This window comes from uncultured Nitrospira sp. (assembly GCA_902500695.1).
Taxonomy (GTDB): domain Bacteria; phylum Nitrospirota; class Nitrospiria; order Nitrospirales; family UBA8639; genus Nitrospira_E.
In genome coordinates this window covers 24,326-45,062 of sequence record CABVRQ010000031.1, presented here as the reverse complement: position 1 = coordinate 45,062, position 20,737 = coordinate 24,326, and the positions used below count along the sequence as shown (strand labels likewise).

Here is a 20,737-nt window from a genome sequence, read left to right as displayed (position 1 = left end):
TCTTTTTATTGGGTGGAGTGGTCTATTTAACTAACTCCAGCGGAGGAGATAGAAAGGTTTACTTATGGTGTTGGATGCATTTATCGTCAAATAATGTGCCTATTAAATATTTTTATGTACCATGAAAATAGATGGGTGGTTCTGGGAAGACAAAGGAGAGTGCGGATTTATTGTGCATAAAAACTTTCTTCTTCTAGTGGAGGGCACCAAGCCTTGACGATTTGAATATTTTCAATTGTGCAGGGGGAAAAACTGGTGCAATATATTTGAGGAGCGACAGCAGTCATATGTGACCCCACTTTGGAATCAGATGCAAGCCCCTCAGGCCACGGAGCTATACCAAAGGTCCACTCTCCCTCCGGGCTTTTCATGTCCTCATAATACACGTTAAAGCCAATGAATCCTCTACCAGTTGTTGTGCAATGAACATTGTAGGGTGGTAATTCAATGTCGACGTGGAAAATGTAGCCATCTTCCACCCAGGAATTCCCAAACTCGATATGTAGTTCATTAGCCGAGGCTGATGTTGTTATCAGGCTTATGGAACAGAAAAAGGCAAGAAAAACGACGAAGGTCTTCCTGTAAAAAAAATGAAAGAATGATAAGGCGCGTATATTCATTAGAATATCCCCTCACTGTCGTATGAATGGATAAGACAGAACAGATTCTTTTCATCTGACTCATGTCTGTTTGTCAGTTTCCCCTACTATACCAATCATTTTTTGGATACCGTCAATACAGCAAAGGAGGGGGAGGGAGGGGGCGGATGCTTTTTTAAATAAAAGTGAGAGAGAGAAAGTGAATGTCGTATAGATTTAAGGTCGGAGGGATGATCCGGTCAGATTCCCATCGAAAAGAGATTCGGACTTTCTCCAAAATGTTGCAAAGCTTTTGAGGTGATTTGTCGGCCTCGGGCCGTTCGATCTAGATATCCAGATTGAAGCAGAAAAGGTTCGTATACATCTTCTAATGTGGATTTTTCTTCTTGGACCGCTGCGGCCAATGCGTCGATGCCCACCGGTCCTCCTTTAAATTTTTTAATTATGGTTAAGAGTATTTTGCGATCCATTTCATCAAAACCCGCGTGGTCGACTCCTAGCCATTGTAAAGCTTCCTGTGCGACCAATCTCGTGATACGTCCTTGGGCTTTGACTTCCGCAAAGTCACGAACACGTTTGATTAACCGATTAGCAATACGGGGAGTCCCACGAGCCCGGCCGGCAATTTCTCCTGCCCCTTCATCATCAATGTGGACGCCGAGTAGTCTAGCGGAGCGGGAAATGATGACCTGTAATTCTTCAGGTAGATAATAATCCAATCGATAAACAAGTCCAAAGCGTTCTCGCAGAGGAGAGGTGAGGGAGCCCGCTCGTGTGGTGGCTCCAATGAGCGTAAAAGGCGGGAGATCTAATTTCATGGTGCGCAGTGAGGGGCCCTGTCCAATCACCAAATCGATTTGGTAATCCTCCATGGCGGGATATAATACTTCTTCGGCTGCTGGGGGCAATCGATGAATTTCATCGATAAAGAGAACATCCCGTGGTTGAAGATTGGCCAAAATGGCCGCTAGGTCTCCCGCATGGGTGAGCACCAGCCCGGAGGTAGAGCGAATCGTGCCTCCCATTTCTTTGGCGATGATGTGAGCGATGGTGGTTTTACCCAATCCAGGAGGCCCATAAAAAATGGCATGGTCTAAGGCTTCCCCTCTTCCCGTCGCCGCGTCAATACAAACCCGAAGCGATTCTTTCATCCGCTCCTGCCCGATATACTCCGTTAAGCGTTGAGGCCTAAGAGTCCCCTCAAGGCTTTGCTCTTCTTCTATAAGATGAGTGGTAAGAATTCGGTCGTCCATAAAGGGAATCAGTCTAAACAAAAAAATTAGAAGAACTGCATTCTTGACGATGTGGGGAAATGAGAAGAGGGAGGATGACTCCCTCTTTCGGAAAATGACTCAAAAACTGGAAGCAGGGTGGGAAGTGAAATGAAACTGCAGCCCCCAACAAGGTTCCTAGAACCCTGAAAATAGATCCTGACAACCAAGGCAGAATTCAACATTTACTTGTCGTTCCAGGAAGTTCACGAGAAACCCTTGCTTTTCATACAAGAGTTTGGCGCCCATTAGTGTTTCATTGGGGAAATCCTCTGGTCCCAGCAGGTCACGGATTTCTTTTGTGGACTTGGCCCCGAGGATGTGTCGGAAGATGCCACGGACTTTATGGGCAAATCGATTGTTGATAAATATTAAATCCACTTTCCCGTCCGTGATACGGACTCCTGCCATTGCACCAGTTGGATTTTCTTTGTCCCACAGGAGAATAAAGGTACCCTCTTGCTCTGCACGAACGCCAGAAATCCTTGCTTCCACGAGGGCTTCAACGGCGGTTGCTTCAGCGTCTCCGAGTTTCACGCGGAATAGGGAAATGTCTCCGGCATTAACCTCCTTGGCCTCCTCAATGCTGTTTCGAGTGAGTTCGTATTTAGCGGCCCATGTTGGTGGAGAAAGTGCCAAAAGACTCGTCAGAATAATGGTGGCAGTCAAGATACATCCTGCTTTCAGATTCTTCATGAAATTCCTCATCAATAAGGGAAATGAAAATAAGATTGGGGGAAAAAGGTACGATTCAGTCTATTCAAAATAGATACATGAAGCCTGCAGGATTGTATCCGACCTTTTGTGTAAGGGTCAATTCCAATGGTCAAAGAGAGGCCACAGTCAAGGGGATTCGTATGATATACTCGGCCTCTATGAACAACTCTATCGTGATTAGGGGCGCTCGCCAACATAATCTCAAGAATCTCGACTTGGAGATTCCTCGAGATCAGTTGGTGGTCATTACGGGCTTAAGTGGATCAGGTAAGTCGTCTTTAGCATTTGACACGATTTATGCTGAAGGCCAGCGGCGATACGTTGAGTCACTCTCCGCCTATGCCAGGCAATTCCTTGACCAAATGACGAAACCGGATGTGGATTCCATTGAAGGGCTTTCACCTGCCATTTCCATCGAACAGAAGACGACGAGTCACAACCCCCGTTCCACGGTGGGGACGGTGACGGAGATCTACGATTATTTTCGTCTGTTGTTTGCCAGAATAGGACAACCCTTTTGCTACCTCTGTGGGAATGCCATTGCAGCGCAAACGGTGCAACAAATGGTGGATGCCATCCACGGGCTTCCTCTTGGCACAAAAATCCACATTCTGGCGCCCATTGTGCGAGGACGCAAAGGTGAATATCGCAAAGAACTATTGGCAGCTCGCAAGGCCGGATTTGTTCGGGCTCGTATTGATGGGGGCATTCGGGATCTCGGGGAGTCTATTAAATTACATAAACAACGAAAGCATACAATTGAGATTGTGATTGATCGACTCATCGTCAAGTCAGAGACCGGGGTGTCGCGTCGTTTGGCAGATTCGGTAGAAACGGCCCTCAAGTTGGCGCATGGCCTCGTTGGAGTGCTGACAGAAGATGATCGGGTCCGTGTCTATAGCGAACACCTGGCATGTATTCAGTGTGGTGTCAGCTATTCAGAAGTTTCCCCAAGAATTTTTTCATTTAACAGCCCTCATGGTGCATGTGATGGATGCGATGGCATTGGGTATGAGGCTTCCACTCATTCGGAATGGGAGGAATGGACTTTCGATACACCCTGCGAGATGTGTGGTGGAGGCCGACTGAAGAAGGAAAGCCTTGCCATAAAAATTGGAGGGCAGTCTATTGCTGAAGTGACTCATCTGTCCGTGCGGAATATCCTGGCATTTATGGATGCCTTAATTCTCACCGATCGCGAACAGATGATTGGGGAGCGAGTGCTGAAAGAGATTCGGGAGCGGCTGGAGTTTTTACTCAACGTCGGATTGGGCTACCTCACTTTGGATCGTCCTTCTGCCACTTTGTCCGGAGGGGAAGGACAACGGATTCGATTAGCCACGCAAATCGGATCGGGGTTGGTAGGCGTGCTGTATATCCTGGATGAACCTAGTATTGGGTTGCATCAGCGAGATCACCGACGGTTACTCCAAACGTTGTTACGATTGCGTGATATGGGGAATACTGTTGTGGTGGTGGAGCACGACGCCGAGACCATGCGCGCTGCCGACTATGTATTGGATTTAGGTCCCGGAGCTGGCGTGGAAGGTGGACAATTAGTCGCACAGGGACCTCCCTCGGTGGTGATGGCTCACCCAACCTCGCTAACCGGCCAATATCTAAAAGGGAGTCGGCGGGTGTCCTTGCCTCAGCGTGCACGGCAAGCCAAAGGATTTTTGACCGTCGTGGGCGCGGAAAAACACAATCTTCGGCATCTGACTGTAAACTTTCCATTGGGCCTCTTGACCTGTGTCACCGGTGTGTCAGGGTCTGGAAAAAGCACTCTGGTCGTAGATGTGTTGTTCCGATCCCTGGGACAGGGTTTTTCCCAGAAGAAGCCGGTGTTTGAAGGATGTCGGGAAATACGTGGGCTTGATCAGTTGGATAAACTTATTGATATTGATCAGTCCCCGATTGGACGGACCCCGCGTTCGAACCCCGCTACCTATACTGGCCTATTTAGTTTCATTCGTGATCTGTTCTCGCAATTACCGGAGTCTCGAGTGCGAGGCTATAAGCCAGGCCGCTACAGTTTCAATGTCAAGGGTGGGCGATGTGAGGCTTGTCAGGGTGATGGCCTCATAAAAATTGAAATGCATTTTCTCCCAGATATTTATGTGACCTGTGAGGCCTGCAATGGCCAACGGTACAATCGCGAAACCTTGGATGTGACTTATAGGGGGCGAACGATCGCAGATGTCTTAAACATGACAGTGGCTGAGGCCCTGGAGTTTTTTGTGAACATTCCGCCACTGCGGACCCGACTGCAAACCTTATCAGATGTGGGTCTGCATTACATTAAGCTCGGGCAATCGGCGACCACCTTGTCCGGGGGAGAAGCCCAGCGGGTCAAACTTTCCAAGGAACTCTCGAAACGACCCACTGGTCGTACGCTCTATATTCTGGACGAACCGACGACGGGATTGCATTTTGTGGATATTCAACGGTTGTTGGATGTGCTTGACCGGTTAGTGGAGACAGGGAATACGGTCCTCGTGATTGAGCATAATGTGGATGTGATTCAGAACGCGGATTGGGTCATTGATTTGGGACCGGAAGGTGGAGATCAAGGAGGATTTGTGGTGGCGGAGGGTACCCCGCAAGCCGTGATGAAGGTTAAGGCATCGTGGACAGGGCAGGTGTTACGAGAAGATTTTAAAAGCCGAGCTTCCTGAGGAAGCCTAGGCTTTTTTCTTGTAAATATTCAGCCCGATTTTTTCTTCTCGATCGGGAATCGAGACATTGCCTTCGGTTGAGGCAATGATCGTTGTTTTCCCCGATGAAGAAGGACCAAAATCCTTCGACAGGTCTACCGTAATCGTTAGCATGGTTCCATTGACAGTCAAGTCGACATTTTTCATGGTTGGGTCCTCTCTAGAAATGCAGATCAATACAGGTTCAAGGGTATTGGCAGGAAAGCTGCCCTCTTCTCACAGGCCCGCAAAGACCAAGAGTGCTCCTGCTCCTATTATATAGGGAACAGCACAGGTATAGAATACCGATTCAAAGGAAGAATATTTCCATGTGGAAGTAGGAGGTGACGACTGGTTCTTAAAAATGAATTCATAGGAAAAAATAAGCATACCAATAGTCAGGACAAGCACCCGACTGGTTCGAGGCCACGTGTAAAGACCGACGAAGAGATAGCTGGCAGTATGAAAACCACTAAATGCGCAGAGGATGGGAGCCAGAAAAAAATGGAGAAATGATGCTGAGAGTCGAGGAGAACCCATAGCTGGTCGGGTTGAAAGCCCTGGATGTTCCATTATTTGACTTCGGCAGGCACCGAAGGCGTGGACATGGCAGGTTGGGTGAAAGTCTGCTGGTCTGCACAAGTTTTGCACACACGCGGCCGTCTTTTCAGATAGGAGACCTTCCCGCTGGCCAGACAACTATAATGGACGAAATGTTCACAGATGCTGCAACGAGACCATCCTCCACGGAGCATGGTAAGGTTCCGGTACAGACCTTCGTGACACACCCCGCACATTTCGGGTTCGATACCCAACAACAGGGGTTCCCAATCTCCGGCTCGGTTTCGAATGCTCATAGAAGAAAAGTATACTGAGTAATTCAGGTGAAAACAATGAAGAAAACTTTTTGGAACCGTTTACTGATCTTCTGCCCACAAGTTATAGGCCTATTATTTGACACTCCAAAAATCCATTTGATAGGGTCACGAACTATTTTTTCTATCCTTCCACAGCGTCTATTCGCTCCTTTGTGAACATTCAAGCCTACTTAGACCAACAGCGCCAACGGGTTGACCAGTTTTTGGAGCGGAGCGTCCCTCTGCTCTCGGTCCATCCTCAACGACTGTATGAATCCATGCGATACAGCCTTCTGGGTGGAGGTAAGCGCATTCGTCCGATTTTGACCATTGCCACTGCCCAAGCCCTGGGATATGACCGCGACGCCATGTTGCCATTTGCCGCTTCTTTGGAGTTCGTTCATACGTATTCTCTTATTCATGATGATCTCCCGGCGATGGATAACGATGACTATCGGCGAGGCCGGTTAACCAACCACAAAGTTTTTGGGGATGGTATGGCGATATTGGCAGGTGATGCCTTGTTGACGATGGCGTTTGCGTTATGCAGTCAAGTTGATGGCACAGAGGCTTTCTCTGCTGCTCAGCAGTTAGACATTGTGCGGGAACTGGCACATGGCTCTGGGCATCAGGGAATGGTAGGGGGGCAGGTAATGGATATTCAGGCTGAAAACCAGGAGATTGATTTAGCTCACCTCCAGCAAATCCACACCTTTAAAACGGGGCGCCTGATTCGCGCTGCGGTGCGGATCGGTAGTATTATCGGTGAGGCTAAGACACAGCAAATGCAATGTCTAACCGACTATTCCGAGGATATTGGCCTGGCTTTTCAGATTGCTGATGATGTGTTGGACATGGTGGGGACCCGGGAGGAATTGGGAAAGGACGCAGGGGCTGATGAAAAAAGAGGGAAGCAGACCTATCCTTCATTTTTTGGGGTTGAGGGCGCCAGGCAACTGGGAGAGGAGTGTGTCCAGCGTGCGATAACCCGATTAAATACATTTGATAAGCAGGCTGACCCCCTACGACACATTGCCACGTATATAATGGCGCGACGATCTTGAGCCTTGAAAATTGTATGGCCCTGCAGTCTTAAATACGACCTTACGCCATCCCATCCCTTCTCATTTACAACAGTTCTGTCGGTGTAGGTCATGCTGGATGGTTATTGAACGCGTGGGCAAGGTCAGAATTTTATGAAAGTACTCATTACCGGGTCTTCTGGCTTCATTGGGGCTGCGGTGACACGAGCAGTCGTCGCGAAAGGCGATGAGGTCCGTGTACTAATTCGGCCCACCAGCAATCTGAAAAATCTTGAAGGGTTACCCGTCGAAGCCGTTCATGGAGATTTGCAGGATCCCCTGTCCCTCAAGAAAGCCATAGCCGGCTGCGAAGGGCTTTATCACGTGGCGGCGCATTATGCGTTGTGGGATCAAGACCCTTCTATCTTTTATGCCATCAATGTCGAGGGGACCAAAAATTTGTTTCGTGCAGCAAGAGAGTCAGGTGTTCAACGAATCGTCTACACGAGTACGATTGGTGCGATCGGGCTGCCTGATCAAGGGGGCTTTGGGAATGAAACACTCTTTCCAACGTTGGCCCAACTGGCAGGGGACTATAAGCGATCTAAGTTTTTGGCGGAGCAAGAAGTCCTCCGTATGGCTCAAGAGGGATTGCCTGTGGTTATTGTCAATCCAACGGCTCCGGTGGGAGAGCGGGACGTCAAACCCACTCCAACCGGCCAAATTATTGTGGATTTTATGCGTGGCAGAATGTTGGCGTATATAGAGACCGGGATGAATTTGGTGGATGTTGAGGATGTGGCTATAGGGCACGTCCGAGCGATGGAGTGCGGTCGGGTGGGTGAGCGGTATATTCTGGGCAATCAGAATCTTACGCTAAAAGAAGTGTGTCAAATACTCAGTCGACTAACGGGAGTGCCTGCTCCACGTCTTCGATTACCTTGGAGGCTCGTGCTTCCCCTAGCGCATCTGAATCAATGGATTGCCAATTTGGTGACCCATCGTCCACCAAGGATTCCTTTGGAAGGGGTACGGATGGCCAAATATCACATGCATTATGATTGCACGAAGGCGCGCCAGGAGCTGGCTCTTCCCCAAACCCCAGTGGAAACGGCTTTAAAGAAATCGGTAGAGTGGTTTCGCCAACATGGATATGCCTGACACTCCCTCTCCAGTCTTAGCCATGTCCCATCGACGACGCTAAGCTTTGGAATGCTTTTATCTTCTCACAACCACGTTCATACTCAGGCCCTATGTCTTTATCTTTTTAGGGGTCTCCCTAGATAGCGGGCAAAAACATTTAGGATGGCGGCGGACCGGCAGATTTTTCGGCCTCACGTGGGCAATTGCTTTTATTTGTGAATATACCTCGATCCGGATCGGGATCCCCTTTGGCGAGTATTTTTATACGGGTTCAACCAAAGACCATGAGTTGTATCTTTCCAATATTCCGTTTATGGACTCCCTCTCATTCTCATTTTTAGTATTTGCCAGCTACTGTCTGGCTCTGATCTTTGTGTTACCCCCTGCGAAAGGGGCTGGGCAACATGGATGGACATTCGAACCGGCATTAAGAAACTCATGGCCTGTTGTGGGACTAACGTTGGTTTTGTTTACCTTTTCTGATGTCGTGATTGATCCCGTAGCCCTTCAGGGGGAACGATGGTTTCTGGGAAATATTTACGGGTACCGCCAGGAGGGGCTTTATTTTGGAGTTCCCCTTGCTAATTTTGCGGGGTAGGCGGTTGTCGGATTCCTCTCTCTCCTTAGTCACCGTTGGATGGAGCGGGGCCCAAATGCAACAGACTCAATCCCCGAAGGGTAGTGAAATGGGAATTGATCCTAGGGATTGGCCTTTATTACGGCGTCCTGGCCTTTAATTTGGAGGTGACCTTCTGGATTGGTGAAATGCTGATGGGTATCGTGGGGAGCTTTAATTTTGTATCCATGACTGCGGTTCTTTTTAGTCCTTTGTGGCGAGATTGTTCGTTTCCAGTGTGGACGAATCTTCAGAGTGAGCCACCGTGTCCCAAAGAGGATTCTCTCACCATTGGTGGCCATGGCTTGAGGCCACGACCGCAGGGCCGGTATGATGCAACTATGAAGGGTTTTTTAATTCGATGCGGGATTACGGGGTTTGCGGTTTTGCTGGCAAGCCAGATTATCCCAGGCATTGAAATCACAGGGGTTGCGTCGGGGATCGCGGCAGTGATTATTCTTGCATTTCTTAATGCCATCATCCGCCCCGTGCTTTATCTGCTTTCAGCTCCATTTATTTTCGTCACGTTAGGGCTATTCATGGTTCTTATTAATGGATTCCTCCTCTATCTGGTAGCGATTCTGGTTAAAGGATTCATTGTCTCAGGGTTTTGGCCAGCGGTGGGTGGCGCGCTCATTATTAGTCTGGTCAGTGGAGTATTAAATCTCTGGATTTCCGAGCAAGGCCGAATAGAAATTGTCACTCATCCTTCATCCGGTCGAAAAATTCGCCATATTAATTAACGGGACAACCCCATGGAAGTTCCATCCTGGCGTTGTTGAGAGATTTAAAAATTTAAAGAGGGTTTGGGAAAGAACCCTTTCCCCCTTAACCATCGCCATATCCCACACTGTCATTGTGCGCAAATATTCTGAGAGGAAACGCATGCATGTCCAATCGCCTTGAATCCACACTAGCCGCCAAGCAACAAAGTACGCTTCAAAAAATTCTGACCTCTGTGGTCAATGAGGTCGGGATGGAAGCGGTCTTAGTTGCGATTATGACTCATGATGGTGGACCATTAGTCGAGCAGGTTTCCAGGGGTTTTTCTCCAAGAGAAGTCCGCGCGATTCTTCGTGCGCTTTCAATGGAGGATTTGAAAAGTGTCGCCGTCCGTAATGGGGTTGGCGGGGAGTTGGAGAGCGTGCTCAGAATTCGTATGGTCACTCCTGGGAGCAAGGTCGCGTTAGTCCTACCGTTGAAGTTTGGGGGCCGGGTGTATGGCACGCTGGTGCTGGCAAGGAGAGAAAATTCCGCGCTGACCAAAAGAGAAAAGACGACTCTCTCGACCAATGTCTCGCATATTTCTACAGAATTAAAGAAAGCGGGACTCTTTGGTTCCTCACTGATTTTGAGCAAGCCATTGGTGGGTAATGAACCTGTGTCATTGACTGTGCCCGGGGCTGGGGAAGAGGGTCATGCGACGGTGGCTCGAACATATTCCACTGCGGAGGTCCAAGAGCGGATAGGGAGCATTTTGACAGAAGAAGTGGATGGGGGTATGGCTTTTGATCGTGGCTGGGTCAGCATTTATGACCCTCTTGCCGCGACGCTGGAAGTGTTGGGTGTACTCGGAACTCAGAAACGGGATGTGACCCCGGGGCAGCTTCTCTCTTTAGATGATTCGGCTTCCGGGTGGTCTGTTCGTCATCGAAAGCCTCGCTGTGACAATAATTTGGCTTCGACCCAAGGGCGGTTTCACGACTATAAACAGCTGTATCGTGATCGCTTCTCGTCGACAATAGTTGTTCCTTTTTACGTCAGGGGACGAGTGGCCGGTACTGTCACGTTAGCGTCAAAAACTCCTAATAATTTCGATCAAACTGGGAGCGATTCCAAAAGTCTCGAAGCCATTACAACCAAATTGGTGGAATTGTTTGAAGACCCATCGTGTAACCTTTCCGTCATGGATGTCGCCCCGATTCAACCGGAACAGCCTGCCCTCAAAGGGCAGGTGATTGTTACTCCACCGGAGGGAGGGGATGTTCGTAAGGAAGAGCGACGTGCCGCACTGCATGAAGTGAGTTCGTTTCTGGCCACAGAAATCCGTGAACCGATTGGGTTTATCAGGGCTCAGCTAGAAGAAATTACGACCGACGCCGACCTAGATTTCGATTCGCAAACCCGGGTGGAAAATGCCATGCGGGATATGATCCGTATTGAAACAGTATTGAATGAAATTCTAGATTTTGCCAAACCGTTGGAACTTGACCGAAAGATGTGCCGGGTTCAGGATCTATTGGACAAGGCTTTTTCATTGGTGTCGACGGACATTCGCGTAAATCGCATTGAGGTTATCAAAAAGGTACCGGCTCGGTTGGCCCAAGTCCGGTGGGATGAAGTGAAAATGCAACATGTATTCCTGTGTATTTTCAAAAATGCCATTGAAGCTATGTCTCCTGGAGGTCATTTACGTGTGGAAGTCATGCTCACCAGAGCTCGAAAGCCGGAACTTCAGGTAATTATTGCCAATGATGGAGTGCCCATTCCAGCCGAGTTTGTGGATAAGGTCTTTGAACCCTATTTCACCACAAAGCGATCAGGAACCGGGTTGGGTTTGGCGACCGTGAAAAAAGTTGTTGAAGAGCACCAGGGGCAGATTAGTATCGCGAGTGAGCCGGATAAGGGAACGACCGTTACCATTCTCATGCCAGCCCCCCGACCAAGAACTCCGTATCGGCCTCGCCGTCCAGTTTGATTGAAAAAAACACGCGCCTGGAGCACAACATTTCGCAATTTTTGCCATTTTGGTTGTGTAAACTTGACACTATGGGCCAATCTGAATAAGATCGCTTTTTCTATCTGATTAAATCAGGACATGTACATATCCAGACCATTTTCTATTGTTAACCAGTCATAACCAACAAAGGAGCGGTCTTATGAAAGGGATTGGAATTTTTCTTGGAACGGTGGGTGCTAGCACCTTCGCCCTATCAATGGCCTTTGCCAATCCAGGGTTGTTACCAGCTCATCCAGGGTATCCGGCTGCGGGGAAGTCTCCAGTAACAGGTCAAGCTACCGCCAATGATCCTGGCCAAACGAATGCAGGAGGAGAAAAGAGTCTGTTGTCTTCTCAAGCATTTGGCAGCAAAGCAGCGATGAATGATGTCAGTGATCCTAATCGTGGGCGGATACAAAAGTCTGCCGGTGCTGGCCGTTTACCAGAAGTCGAAGGGCCGCTCAATAAAACCAACCCTAATCCAGCCGGGGCTAAATCGACTGTTATTAAGTAATTTAATTTTTGCAGTCTGAAAACTTAGGAAAAGGGTGCCAGAGATGGCACCCTTTTTTTGTATGGCCAATTCCTCTCCTCTCGAATAATTTGTCAGGACCTCTCCACTCCTCAATACATGATTGTTTTGATTCTGACCATCAACAAATTAGGCTGGATTTGCCTTGAACCGGATTGATACGGAACTTGGCAATGCCTTGAAGGGCAAAATTCGGACGCAAGGGCCAATGACCTTCAGGGACTTTATGGCTGCGGCCTTATATGATGAAAATATGGGGTTTTATTCAAAAGCACCAAAAATTGGAAGTCCTGAAGGGCCGTTTGACACCAATGCAAGATTTCCGGCCTTTGGATATGCCATTGCCAAAGCCATCACTTATGCAGAGAAGGCGATTGGTTTTCCTTTAAGGGTCTTGGAATTAGGTGGAGGAACAGGTCAGTTAGGGAACAATATTATTTCTTGCCTTGAAAATGATCATGAATACGTAGTTCTGGAGCCAAGCCAAGGGTTGCGAGCCCATCAACAGCGAAGAGGATTGCAGTCAATCCAAAATCTTGACTCTTTACCACCGAAACCGACATTTGTATTCGGAAACGAAGTGCTTGATGCGTTGCCCGTTCATCGTGTGATGGGAATGGGACCTGAGGAAGTTTTGGAATTGTATGTGGACCTAGATGAGGATGGAGAGTTTTGTGAGCAACCGAGACCTCTTTCAACTATGGCTTTAGCCGAGCGATTGGGTGACGACAGGGTGCAGCTTGGGAGAGGGCAAGTCGCAGAAATTTGTTTGGAGTTAAAGCCATTCCTCAAAAGCATATGGAGAGTTGTGGATCCAGGGTATGTGATTTTTGTCGATTATGGCGATCGCGCGTCAAATTTATATTCACATCGGCATAGAAACGGGACCCTTCGTTCTTACTATCACCAGCAACAAATATATGACCAGTTTTTTGCTGTGGGCCAACAAGATTTGACGGCTGATGTGGATTATACCGCTGCGTGCTTCCTTGCAGAGGAGGTAGGTTTTGAGGTGGATGGGCTTATCCCGCAAGGAATATGGCTGCGCAATCTTGGAATTCTGGATTATAAAGGGCCAACAGGTGACAGGGAATCTGATCAAGAAGAGATTGATGTGCTCACTAGGCCTGCTGGTTTGGGGAGTACCTTTGACGTTCTCATATTCAAAACAAAAGGTCTTTCAAATGGGCCTGGTCTACAATCAGCTTCATGAGTGATCCTGTCAAAATATCCACTAGCCTGCCAAATCTCACCCTATTTTTAATGGAACTGACCCAGGCCCAGGGAAATAGAAATATGTGGAGACCCAAGTCAAAAAAATAATATTTTCACAAACGATAAAAGTGCCTAAGTTGTAGTCATTATTTGCAGTACCCACAAAATGTGTGTTTACTCTTTTTTTTTATCACAAAATATTGTAGACTCCAAAAATTAATTCGATTGTCCAGTGTTCTCCTTTCATTTTCCGCAATCATACACACCTAATTAGTTGGTGCTTTTCGAGAACTCACGTGGTGCGTGGCACGCGTGATGCATTGACTCACCCGTTGAGAAGAGTGGGAAGCAGGAGGCTTTCAAAGGAGGTAGAGTTATGACGTGTGTACGATGTAATGGGCTAATGGTGGTTGATGATTGTCTGGACATTAAGGGAGCGATGGGAGAACTTTGGATTAAAGCGTATCGGTGTGTTATGTGCGGGAACCTGATGGACCCCGTCATTAATCATCATCGCACTGATGGTCCAGTTCAGGCCCAGGTTATTCCATTTCGGAAGCGGCTGCGAAGAGCTCCACGGACTCCTGTTGCTCGCTTGACGGCCTGAAAGTCTTGAAGGACTCCGTTGTGCTTTGGGAGGGGCAACGCTCCCAGGGACTGATTGACTCGAGGTTCAGGACGAGGTTCGAATGCTGCATTGTGGTGAGGACCTGTCACCTAATGGATTAATTTCCTGGTTCTCCTGACGTTTCGGAAGCGGGTTTCTTTAGAGTAAAACCTTCCTGGCCACATGGCTTTGGCTTGGTATTTTCCTCGACCTTTTGCCACACTTTCATCTGCGACTATTCCGGCATGACTGCTTGAGGTTGCCTGCCAATTCTTACTCGAATTATTGACTGAGCATGTCACCATGGGGATGGTGAGAAATCTCCACGACGAGATTCAGCCCTGCATGCCCGGTATCTTGCATGAGGATTCCAACCCAGTCCGAACTACCATTTTGATCTTGCCGGATCGGAATGGTGGAACATTTCCTTTCCAACCTTGATACACTAATAAGTTTCAATTATTCTCCGAATGATCTGAGCAGGCAAGGTACGGTTGCATAGTTTTCTTAAGATCTGACTCTTAGGAGTGTTTTGGCAATTTCCTTCCGGTTCTCGACCACATACATTGATGCCTGAATAAAAGGATTCTTTTCGTTCGTGAACAGTGACCATCTCTTTTTTCTGGGCTTAATGGGAATCCTGTTGGTGTTCTTCATCTGGGAACGATGGCGCTATGATTTGGTCGCCCTCAGTGGCTTGCTCCTCTGCACAGTTTTGGGATTCGTTCCATCCGAAGAGGCATTTCTAGGGTTTGGTCATCCTGCGGTCGTCACCGTGGCGGCTGTGTTGATTATCAGTCGTGGGTTGAGTAATGCGGGAGCCGTGGAAATTCTCACGCGCTATGTCAAGGTTGCCACGTCTTCTTCCCCGTCCATCCATGTGGCCGTTTTATCTTCTCTGGGTGGATTGATTTCAACCGTCATGAATAATGTCGGTGCCTTGGCCTTACTGATGCCAGTGGCTATTCAATCGTCCGTTGAGGCCAAGCGTTCCCCGGCCGTGGTTTTGATGCCATTGGCTTTTGGAACAATTTTGGGTGGAATGGTTACGCTTATTGGAACACCTCCCAATATCATCGTGGCCCATTACCGGGCAGAAGTTGCCGGTGAGCCATTTGGAATGTTTGATTTCACTCCTGTGGGAGGAGTCATGGCGTTGGTGGGAATTCTCTTTGTGGCACTCGTGGGTTGGCGCCTCATTCCCATTGCGCGACGATCTCAAAATGCGCCACAGGACCTGTTTTCCATACAGGAATATTTAACAGAAGTTGAAGTTCCGGAAAATTCTAAGGCAATAGGAAAGTCTTTGTCAGAACTGGAAATGGCCACTGAGGACTCCGACGCCTTAATTATTGGGTTGGTACGTGGTGACCAATCTATTCGGGGCGCAGCTTGGAGGGAACACATTCAAGTCGGCGATGTCCTCGTCCTCGAGGCGGGGCCACAAGGCATTAATAAATTTGTGTCCACATTGGGCTTGAAGTTAACGGGGACCCAGCCAAAGGAAGAAATCCCTGATTCTGAACAAAAGCCCTCCAAGAGACAGGATGAAGATATGTTATTGGAGGCCGTTGTGCCTCCTGATCGTTCTTGGTTAGTTGGGCGGCTGGCGGGTTCTCTCAAGCTGCGAAGCCGGTTCGGGATTAACTTATTAGGAGCCTCTCGTCAAGGCACTCCTTACCGTGGCAGGCTGAGGGAATTTCGGTTTAAAGCGGGGGATGTGCTTCTGCTGCAGGGAGAAAAGGAACGGGTTTTGGAGGTGATTGGCCAGCTCGGATGTCTCCCCTTAGCCGAGCGGGGACTTCAGTTGGGAAAGCCGGGACAGGCGTGGCTGGCAAGCGGGCTATTCGCCCTTGCCTTGGGCAGCGCCATGTCTGGGTTTGCGTCACTCCCGGTTGCCTTGATCTGTTCGGCCTTAGGGATGGTGCTTCTCAACATTGTTTCCCCGAGGGATGTGTATCAAGCTGTGGATTGGCCGGTCCTGGTATTGTTAGGAGCCATGATTCCTATTGGGCAAGCGTTGGAACGGAGTGGAGCAACGACCGTGTTAGCTGGATTTTTGGTCAATATGATGGAGGGGCTTCCCCCAATTATTCTCTTAGGCATCATCATGGTGTTAACGATGACGTTGTCAGATGTCATGAATAATGCCGCGACGGCAGTCGTGATGGCACCCTTGAGCGTGGCGGTGGCGCAGAATCTTGGCGTCAATACCGATCCCTTTCTCATGGCAGTGGCGATTGGGGCCTCTTGTGCCTTTTTGACTCCAATTGGCCATCAAAATAATTTATTGGTCATGGGGCCAGGGGGGTATCGATTTGGGGACTACTGGCGTATGGGATTGCCTTTGGAACTCTTAATCCTCCTGGTCTCAATCCCCCTACTTGTCTTTATGTGGCCCTTAACGGGACAAAGTTAACGCATCTTTGAATAGGGACGAGAAGAGGACAACATGGCATTTTTATTCCGCGCCCATGCTTCCCGAAAGACCTCCAGGCTCTTTTTTCGGCGGGTGGTGTACATGCCCACCGACCTTGATCCATTTCGCACGCTTCTGAGCCGGATTCTCTTGGTGGCAATGTTATTTTGTTTTTTGACAGGGATACTCTGGTTGGATCGAAACGGTCTCAAGGATCAAATAGATGGAGAGATATCATTTTCAGATGTGATCTATTTCACAATGGTTACCGTAACGACTGTCGGTTATGGGGACATTGTGCCGGTCACCACCCGGGCACGCCTGATTGATGCATTCGTCGTCACACCGGTCCGTATCTTTCTTTGGGTCATTTTTTTAGGGACTGCCTATCAACTGGCGTTCAGACAATTTACTGAGGTATTTCGCATGGCAAAACTCCAAAGATCTCTTGATCAGCATGTCGTCATTTGCGGATTCGGTCATACTGGCTATTCGACGGTCAAAGAACTGCTCGCCAAGGGGACGAACCCTGATCATATTTTGGTCATTGATCCAGGAGAAGAACGGGTACGCGTTGCTGGAGAATTGGGAGTCGTGGCACTCAGAGGGGATGCGACGCAGGAAGGAATATTAAAGTATGGGGCGTTTCTCAATGAGGCCAAGGCCGTCATTATTGCCGCCGGACGAGATGATACGAATGCCCTTATCTTGTTAACCGTCCGGAATTTGAATTCACGTTGTCGGGTGATTGTCAGTGCAAAGGAAGAAGAAAACGTCAAACTCTTCCGCCAGGGAGGGGCACAAACCATTATTTCGCCGGCGACGTATGGGGGATATATGTTAGCCGCCGCAGTGGATCAACATTTTTTGGTGGATTACTTGGAGGATTTCTTAACGGCAGGCGGGAAGGTCCATCTCGAGGAGCGAACGGCGGACCAGCAGGATGTTGGAAAGTCCGCAATGGATTTGCAGCCGGATTTGCTGCTTCGGGTGTATCGGCAAGGTACGATACTTTCACACTGGGAGTTTGAAAAGAGCCATACTCTGGAACTGGGGGATGTGATGTTATTATTTAAGCCGGTTTCGGAAAATACGGTTTCTTCTTGAAAGAACTCCATTTCTAAAAGAGGAGTGGCCGGGCATTGGCCACGATCAACAATATGCCGATCACACCGATTAAGATGGCCACTCCCCGTCTCAGATGATGCGCTGGAATAGATTGCGTCACTTGTGAGCCAAACATCAACCCGAGAAGACTGCCGAGTAACACCAATCCCGTTAACACAAAATCCAGGTGGGACACCTTGAAATGGCCGATCACCCCGCCGATGGAAATCAGGGCAATAATGAGAAGCGACGTGCCAATAGCTAAACGAATGGGAAACCCCATGAGAAACATCAGTGCGGGAACAATGAGAAACCCGCCTCCAACTCCAAAAAACCCGGTCAGCAGGCCAACCCCCCATCCGAACGTGAGGGCTTTCAGCGCACATCGCCCGGAAAATTCTTTTGCGCATCCGCTCGGAACGTCGTTCTGTTCCCCCTCATAATTTTTCCAAAACGTCCACATGCTAATAAACAGGAGCAGGTTGCCAAAGGAAAAAAGCACCAGGGAGTCCGGAACAAGTTGGTGGCCATGAGCGCCCACCCAAGCGCCGACCATTCCGGTCAGGCTGAATAAAATGGCAGAGATAAAGTGAACCCGCTGCTGTCGGCTCTCATGCCATGCCCCAAAGAGGGCCGAATAGCCAACTACGATAAGTGACATAGCCGTGGCATTTTGTACGGGTACGCCAACCACATAGACCAATAAGGGAATGGCCACTAACGATCCTCCCCCTCCTGTGGCTCCTAACAGCACCCCGATGAGCCCACCAGACAAAAGACCCAGCAGATAGTGGAAGTCCATGAGAAATTAAGAGGCAAGAGGAAAAGATGAAAGGATAAGGCCTGAGGAGTCAGAATCGTAAGACATGGTTCAACCAGTAAAGTGGAATTTGTAAGAAACCCTGACCGGCAATGAAATGTTACAAGAAGAATGATAGGAAGACATGAGAGGAGTATGTGCCTTCTCTCATTTTGATGACCAGAAAAGTATGGTGATGCCCCTCATCCATTCTTCATTGAAACCACGAATCCCGCCTAATTTGATCAATGCAGATGCCTTGTTCCTTCTGCGCAAATTTCCCGTCTACTGATCTTGGTTACTTGATCTTCTTGATTGTTCAGATGATATTTATTGCCTCCAGCGGCAGTCTTACACCATGCGCCAAGACCAAAGTTTCCACTGGTTTTTCGACAGGCCGCCAGGGTCATCAAGGCCTTGCCAATAAGTACTCCTCGCATCATATTGTTCCTGAAATCTTCCAGGTATGAAAGAGTATGAATGAATAAAAGATGTGAAGAGGAGTACGAACTCATTGTATGGGGAGAAATCAAATGAGACAAGAGAAGGATATTTCTGCCTGAGATGGGCTTGCCAGAATCACCCACAATGAGTGCTTTGAGCCCAGATCATCTCAGTTAGATTCTTCGAGTTAACCGACAGTTATCAGTTGGTGATCTTTCGAAATTGGCTAAGAAGGTTTCCTTTTCTGCAAGGAATGAATCTTCCTTGTATCTCATGATCATGTCATTTGTTGCCGGGTCTGGCCTGGGATGAAACGACTTGAGATACGGAAAGGACCAGACGGAAGATTGTTCCGCAGCCTTCTTCACTTTCAACTGAAATGTGACCATGATGGAGATCGATGGCGTCCTTGACAATTTTGGTCCCGAGTCCTGTTCCTTCCTTTTTGGTGCTAATGGCCTCAGCGGTAAAGAGCCGATCTCGAACTTCAGAGGGCATTCCCTTTCCGGTATCGGCTACCGTCAATTCTACGGTGTCTGGACGCGGTCCAGGACCTCCGCCGACCGTGACTGATCCTCCACGGGGCACTTCCGGGATGGCATTATTGATGAGATTGTAAAAGGCATTAAACAGTCGACGTTCATCTGCATCAATCACAGGCAGGGCATCAAGGCCATCGGTCAGGAGGGTAATGCCTTTTTCTGCCGCATACGTGCGAAGAGTGTCGAGCACTCCATCCACGACGTCTCGTATGCGGCAGGGTGTGAAATGTGGAGGACTGGTAACGCCCTTGACGGCATCCGCGATTTCCCGCACACGGTCCTGAATGCGTCTGGCATTGGTAACGATCATTCGTATCAGATCCAGGCTGTTGGTATAACTGGTTTCTGCCCCTTTCGCCTTTTCCCGAATTAATGTGGGGAACTGTTCGTCCAATTCATCCTTTAATAAATCTGCACCCGACAACACAGGCATCAACATGTTTTTAATGTCGTGCCCGATATCCCCAAGAACTCTGGTCACTTCTGCCAGTTTGGCTTCCTCTAACAACTGAGCAGCCATACGTTTCTTCTCAGTGATATCCTGAAACGTGACCACTGCCCCCGCTAAATTATCCAGGTCATCCCAGATAGGAGTGCTTGAATAGCGAGCAGGGAAGCTCGTCCCATCTTTTTTCCAGAACACCTCGTCTTCACCCTGGTGAACCAGCCCATCTTTATAGGCTCCATAGATGGGACATTCTTCAGCCGGGTAAGGGGAGCCATCGGATTTCGTATGATGCCAGGTGATGTGGCTGGGTTTTCCAAATAACTCGCCTGGTTCATAGCCTAATAAGCTATTGGCGACAGGATTGACAAAGGTATGATTTCCTTCGAGGTCTAACCCAAAAATGCCTTCACCGGCAGCCTGTAAAATCATATCGGTGTGTCGACGAAATTGTGTAAGAGATTTTTCACATTGCCGGCGATACGTAATATCTTGAAAAACCACAACGGCGCCGACCAGAGCCCCTTCATGCCGAATAGGTGTGCTGGAGTATTCGACGGGAAAACTGGTCCCATCTTTTCGCCAGAATACTTCGTTGTCGCCTCGATGTACCTGGCCATCCTTATATGTCGCATAGTTCGGGCATTGTTCCTGAGGATAGGGAGAGCCATCGGCTTTGGTGTGATGCCACAGGGAGTGGCTGGGTTGGCCGATTAATTCTTGTGGCTCGTAGCCCAACATTTTCGCGGCTGCCGGGTTCACAAAGGTATGCCGGCCCTCCAGATCCAACCCGAATATCCCTTCACCGGCAGCCTGTAAAATGAGGGCATGGTGTTGTTCAAGATGTTTCAGCATTTGTGAAAGGTTGGTATGGTCCTGCGGTACATTTTCTGGTGTTAGGGGCATGATGCTCTTCCTACTCGTTAGGTTCAGGGCCTGGAGATGATATCTCCAGGCCCTGAATAAAATTGCTTGTTACCCCCGAAGGGG

The 20,737-nt window shown here is 48.7% G+C and carries 17 protein-coding genes; 11 read left to right on the top strand and 6 right to left on the bottom strand.

Annotation, left to right across the window (positions count from 1 at the left end; all coding sequences use genetic code 11):
- Positions 1–167 precede the first annotated feature (167 nt).
- The 3 genes from AAH187_RS09805 to AAH187_RS09795 all read right to left on the bottom strand — a co-directional run bounded on the left by AAH187_RS09805 (position 168) and on the right by AAH187_RS09795 (position 2,566).
- Positions 168–620 (bottom strand): hypothetical protein, encoded by a 453-nt coding sequence (locus AAH187_RS09805; protein ID WP_342348275.1) that lies wholly within the window; start codon positions 618–620, stop codon positions 168–170.
- 218 nt (positions 621–838) lie between these two features.
- Positions 839–1,852 carry a Holliday junction branch migration DNA helicase RuvB gene (gene ruvB / locus AAH187_RS09800; RefSeq protein ID WP_342348274.1) on the bottom strand — a complete coding sequence of 338 codons (1,014 nt, stop codon included), beginning with the start codon at positions 1,850–1,852 and terminating at the stop codon, positions 839–841.
- Positions 1,853–2,008: 156 nt separating this feature from the next.
- Entirely contained in the window at positions 2,009–2,566 is a 558-nt protein-coding gene (locus tag AAH187_RS09795) for a hypothetical protein (RefSeq protein ID WP_342348273.1), read from the bottom strand.
- 179 nt (positions 2,567–2,745) lie between these two features.
- Between AAH187_RS09795 and uvrA the strand changes: the two genes are divergently transcribed.
- Positions 2,746–5,262: an excinuclease ABC subunit UvrA gene (gene uvrA / locus AAH187_RS09790; RefSeq protein WP_342348272.1), complete on the top strand. Its 2,517-nt coding sequence runs from the start codon at positions 2,746–2,748 to the stop codon at positions 5,260–5,262.
- A 6-nt stretch (positions 5,263–5,268) separates the two neighbouring features.
- Here the strand turns inward: uvrA and AAH187_RS09785 are convergent, their stop codons facing one another.
- A complete protein-coding gene (locus tag AAH187_RS09785) occupies positions 5,269–5,448 on the bottom strand; it encodes a hypothetical protein (RefSeq protein ID WP_342348271.1) in 180 nt (59 codons plus the stop codon).
- A gap of 862 nt (positions 5,449–6,310) precedes the next feature.
- Between AAH187_RS09785 and AAH187_RS09780 the strand changes: the two genes are divergently transcribed.
- The 10 genes from AAH187_RS09780 (at position 6,311) to AAH187_RS09735 (ending at position 17,517) form a co-directional block, all read left to right on the top strand.
- A complete protein-coding gene (locus tag AAH187_RS09780; protein WP_342348270.1) occupies positions 6,311–7,201 on the top strand; it encodes a polyprenyl synthetase family protein in 891 nt (296 codons plus the stop codon).
- A 132-nt stretch (positions 7,202–7,333) separates the two neighbouring features.
- Positions 7,334–8,320: a hopanoid-associated sugar epimerase gene (gene hpnA / locus AAH187_RS09775; protein WP_342348269.1), complete on the top strand. Its 987-nt coding sequence runs from the start codon at positions 7,334–7,336 to the stop codon at positions 8,318–8,320.
- 46 nt (positions 8,321–8,366) lie between these two features.
- Positions 8,367–8,900 carry a carotenoid biosynthesis protein gene (locus tag AAH187_RS09770; protein ID WP_342348268.1) on the top strand — a complete coding sequence of 178 codons (534 nt, stop codon included), beginning with the start codon at positions 8,367–8,369 and terminating at the stop codon, positions 8,898–8,900.
- Positions 8,901–8,983: 83 nt separating this feature from the next.
- The gene (locus tag AAH187_RS09765) at positions 8,984–9,661 is read left to right on the top strand and encodes a phage holin family protein (protein ID WP_342348267.1); all 678 of its coding nucleotides are present in this window, start codon (positions 8,984–8,986) and stop codon (positions 9,659–9,661) included.
- Between the two features lie 146 nt (positions 9,662–9,807).
- The gene (locus AAH187_RS09760) at positions 9,808–11,616 is read left to right on the top strand and encodes an ATP-binding protein (RefSeq protein ID WP_342348266.1); all 1,809 of its coding nucleotides are present in this window, start codon (positions 9,808–9,810) and stop codon (positions 11,614–11,616) included.
- A 181-nt stretch (positions 11,617–11,797) separates the two neighbouring features.
- Entirely contained in the window at positions 11,798–12,151 is a 354-nt protein-coding gene (locus AAH187_RS09755; protein WP_342348265.1) for a hypothetical protein, read from the top strand.
- A 163-nt stretch (positions 12,152–12,314) separates the two neighbouring features.
- On the top strand, positions 12,315–13,382 hold the full coding sequence (locus AAH187_RS09750) for an SAM-dependent methyltransferase (protein WP_342348264.1): 1,068 nt from the start codon (positions 12,315–12,317) through the stop codon (positions 13,380–13,382).
- Positions 13,383–13,760: 378 nt separating this feature from the next.
- A complete protein-coding gene (locus AAH187_RS09745) occupies positions 13,761–13,991 on the top strand; it encodes a hypothetical protein (protein WP_342348263.1) in 231 nt (76 codons plus the stop codon).
- A 598-nt stretch (positions 13,992–14,589) separates the two neighbouring features.
- On the top strand, positions 14,590–16,410 hold the full coding sequence (locus tag AAH187_RS09740; protein WP_342348262.1) for an SLC13 family permease: 1,821 nt from the start codon (positions 14,590–14,592) through the stop codon (positions 16,408–16,410).
- 33 nt (positions 16,411–16,443) lie between these two features.
- Positions 16,444–17,517, top strand: a complete 1,074-nt coding sequence (locus AAH187_RS09735) for a potassium channel family protein (protein WP_342348261.1) — start codon at positions 16,444–16,446, stop codon at positions 17,515–17,517.
- Between the two features lie 13 nt (positions 17,518–17,530).
- On the opposite strand, the gene AAH187_RS09730 is transcribed toward AAH187_RS09735, so the two are convergent.
- Both AAH187_RS09730 and AAH187_RS09725 read right to left on the bottom strand, forming a co-directional pair.
- Complete coding sequence (locus AAH187_RS09730) at positions 17,531–18,319, bottom strand: sulfite exporter TauE/SafE family protein (protein ID WP_342348260.1); 789 nt, start codon at positions 18,317–18,319, stop codon at positions 17,531–17,533.
- Between the two features lie 723 nt (positions 18,320–19,042).
- Positions 19,043–20,653, bottom strand: coding sequence for a PAS domain S-box protein (locus tag AAH187_RS09725; protein ID WP_342348259.1), 1,611 nt, complete (start codon positions 20,651–20,653; stop codon positions 19,043–19,045).
- Positions 20,654–20,737: the final 84 nt, after the last annotated feature.

Excerpts from the sequence above, each read along its gene's own strand:
- AAH187_RS09805 (WP_342348275.1), bottom strand. The coding sequence starts at position 620 with ATGAATATACGCGCCTTATCATTCTTTCATTTTTTTTACAGGAAGACC.
- ruvB (WP_342348274.1), bottom strand. The coding sequence starts at position 1,852 with ATGGACGACCGAATTCTTACCACTCATCTTATAGAAGAAGAGCAAAGC.
- AAH187_RS09795 (WP_342348273.1), bottom strand. The coding sequence starts at position 2,566 with ATGAAGAATCTGAAAGCAGGATGTATCTTGACTGCCACCATTATTCTG.
- uvrA (WP_342348272.1), top strand. The coding sequence starts at position 2,746 with ATGAACAACTCTATCGTGATTAGGGGCGCTCGCCAACATAATCTCAAG.
- AAH187_RS09785 (WP_342348271.1), bottom strand. The coding sequence starts at position 5,448 with ATGAAAAATGTCGACTTGACTGTCAATGGAACCATGCTAACGATTACG.
- hpnA (WP_342348269.1), top strand. The coding sequence starts at position 7,334 with ATGAAAGTACTCATTACCGGGTCTTCTGGCTTCATTGGGGCTGCGGTG.
- AAH187_RS09760 (WP_342348266.1), top strand. The coding sequence starts at position 9,808 with ATGTCCAATCGCCTTGAATCCACACTAGCCGCCAAGCAACAAAGTACG.
- AAH187_RS09755 (WP_342348265.1), top strand. The coding sequence starts at position 11,798 with ATGAAAGGGATTGGAATTTTTCTTGGAACGGTGGGTGCTAGCACCTTC.
- AAH187_RS09745 (WP_342348263.1), top strand. The coding sequence starts at position 13,761 with ATGACGTGTGTACGATGTAATGGGCTAATGGTGGTTGATGATTGTCTG.
- AAH187_RS09735 (WP_342348261.1), top strand. The coding sequence starts at position 16,444 with ATGGCATTTTTATTCCGCGCCCATGCTTCCCGAAAGACCTCCAGGCTC.
- AAH187_RS09730 (WP_342348260.1), bottom strand. The coding sequence starts at position 18,319 with ATGGACTTCCACTATCTGCTGGGTCTTTTGTCTGGTGGGCTCATCGGG.
- AAH187_RS09725 (WP_342348259.1), bottom strand. The coding sequence starts at position 20,653 with ATGCCCCTAACACCAGAAAATGTACCGCAGGACCATACCAACCTTTCA.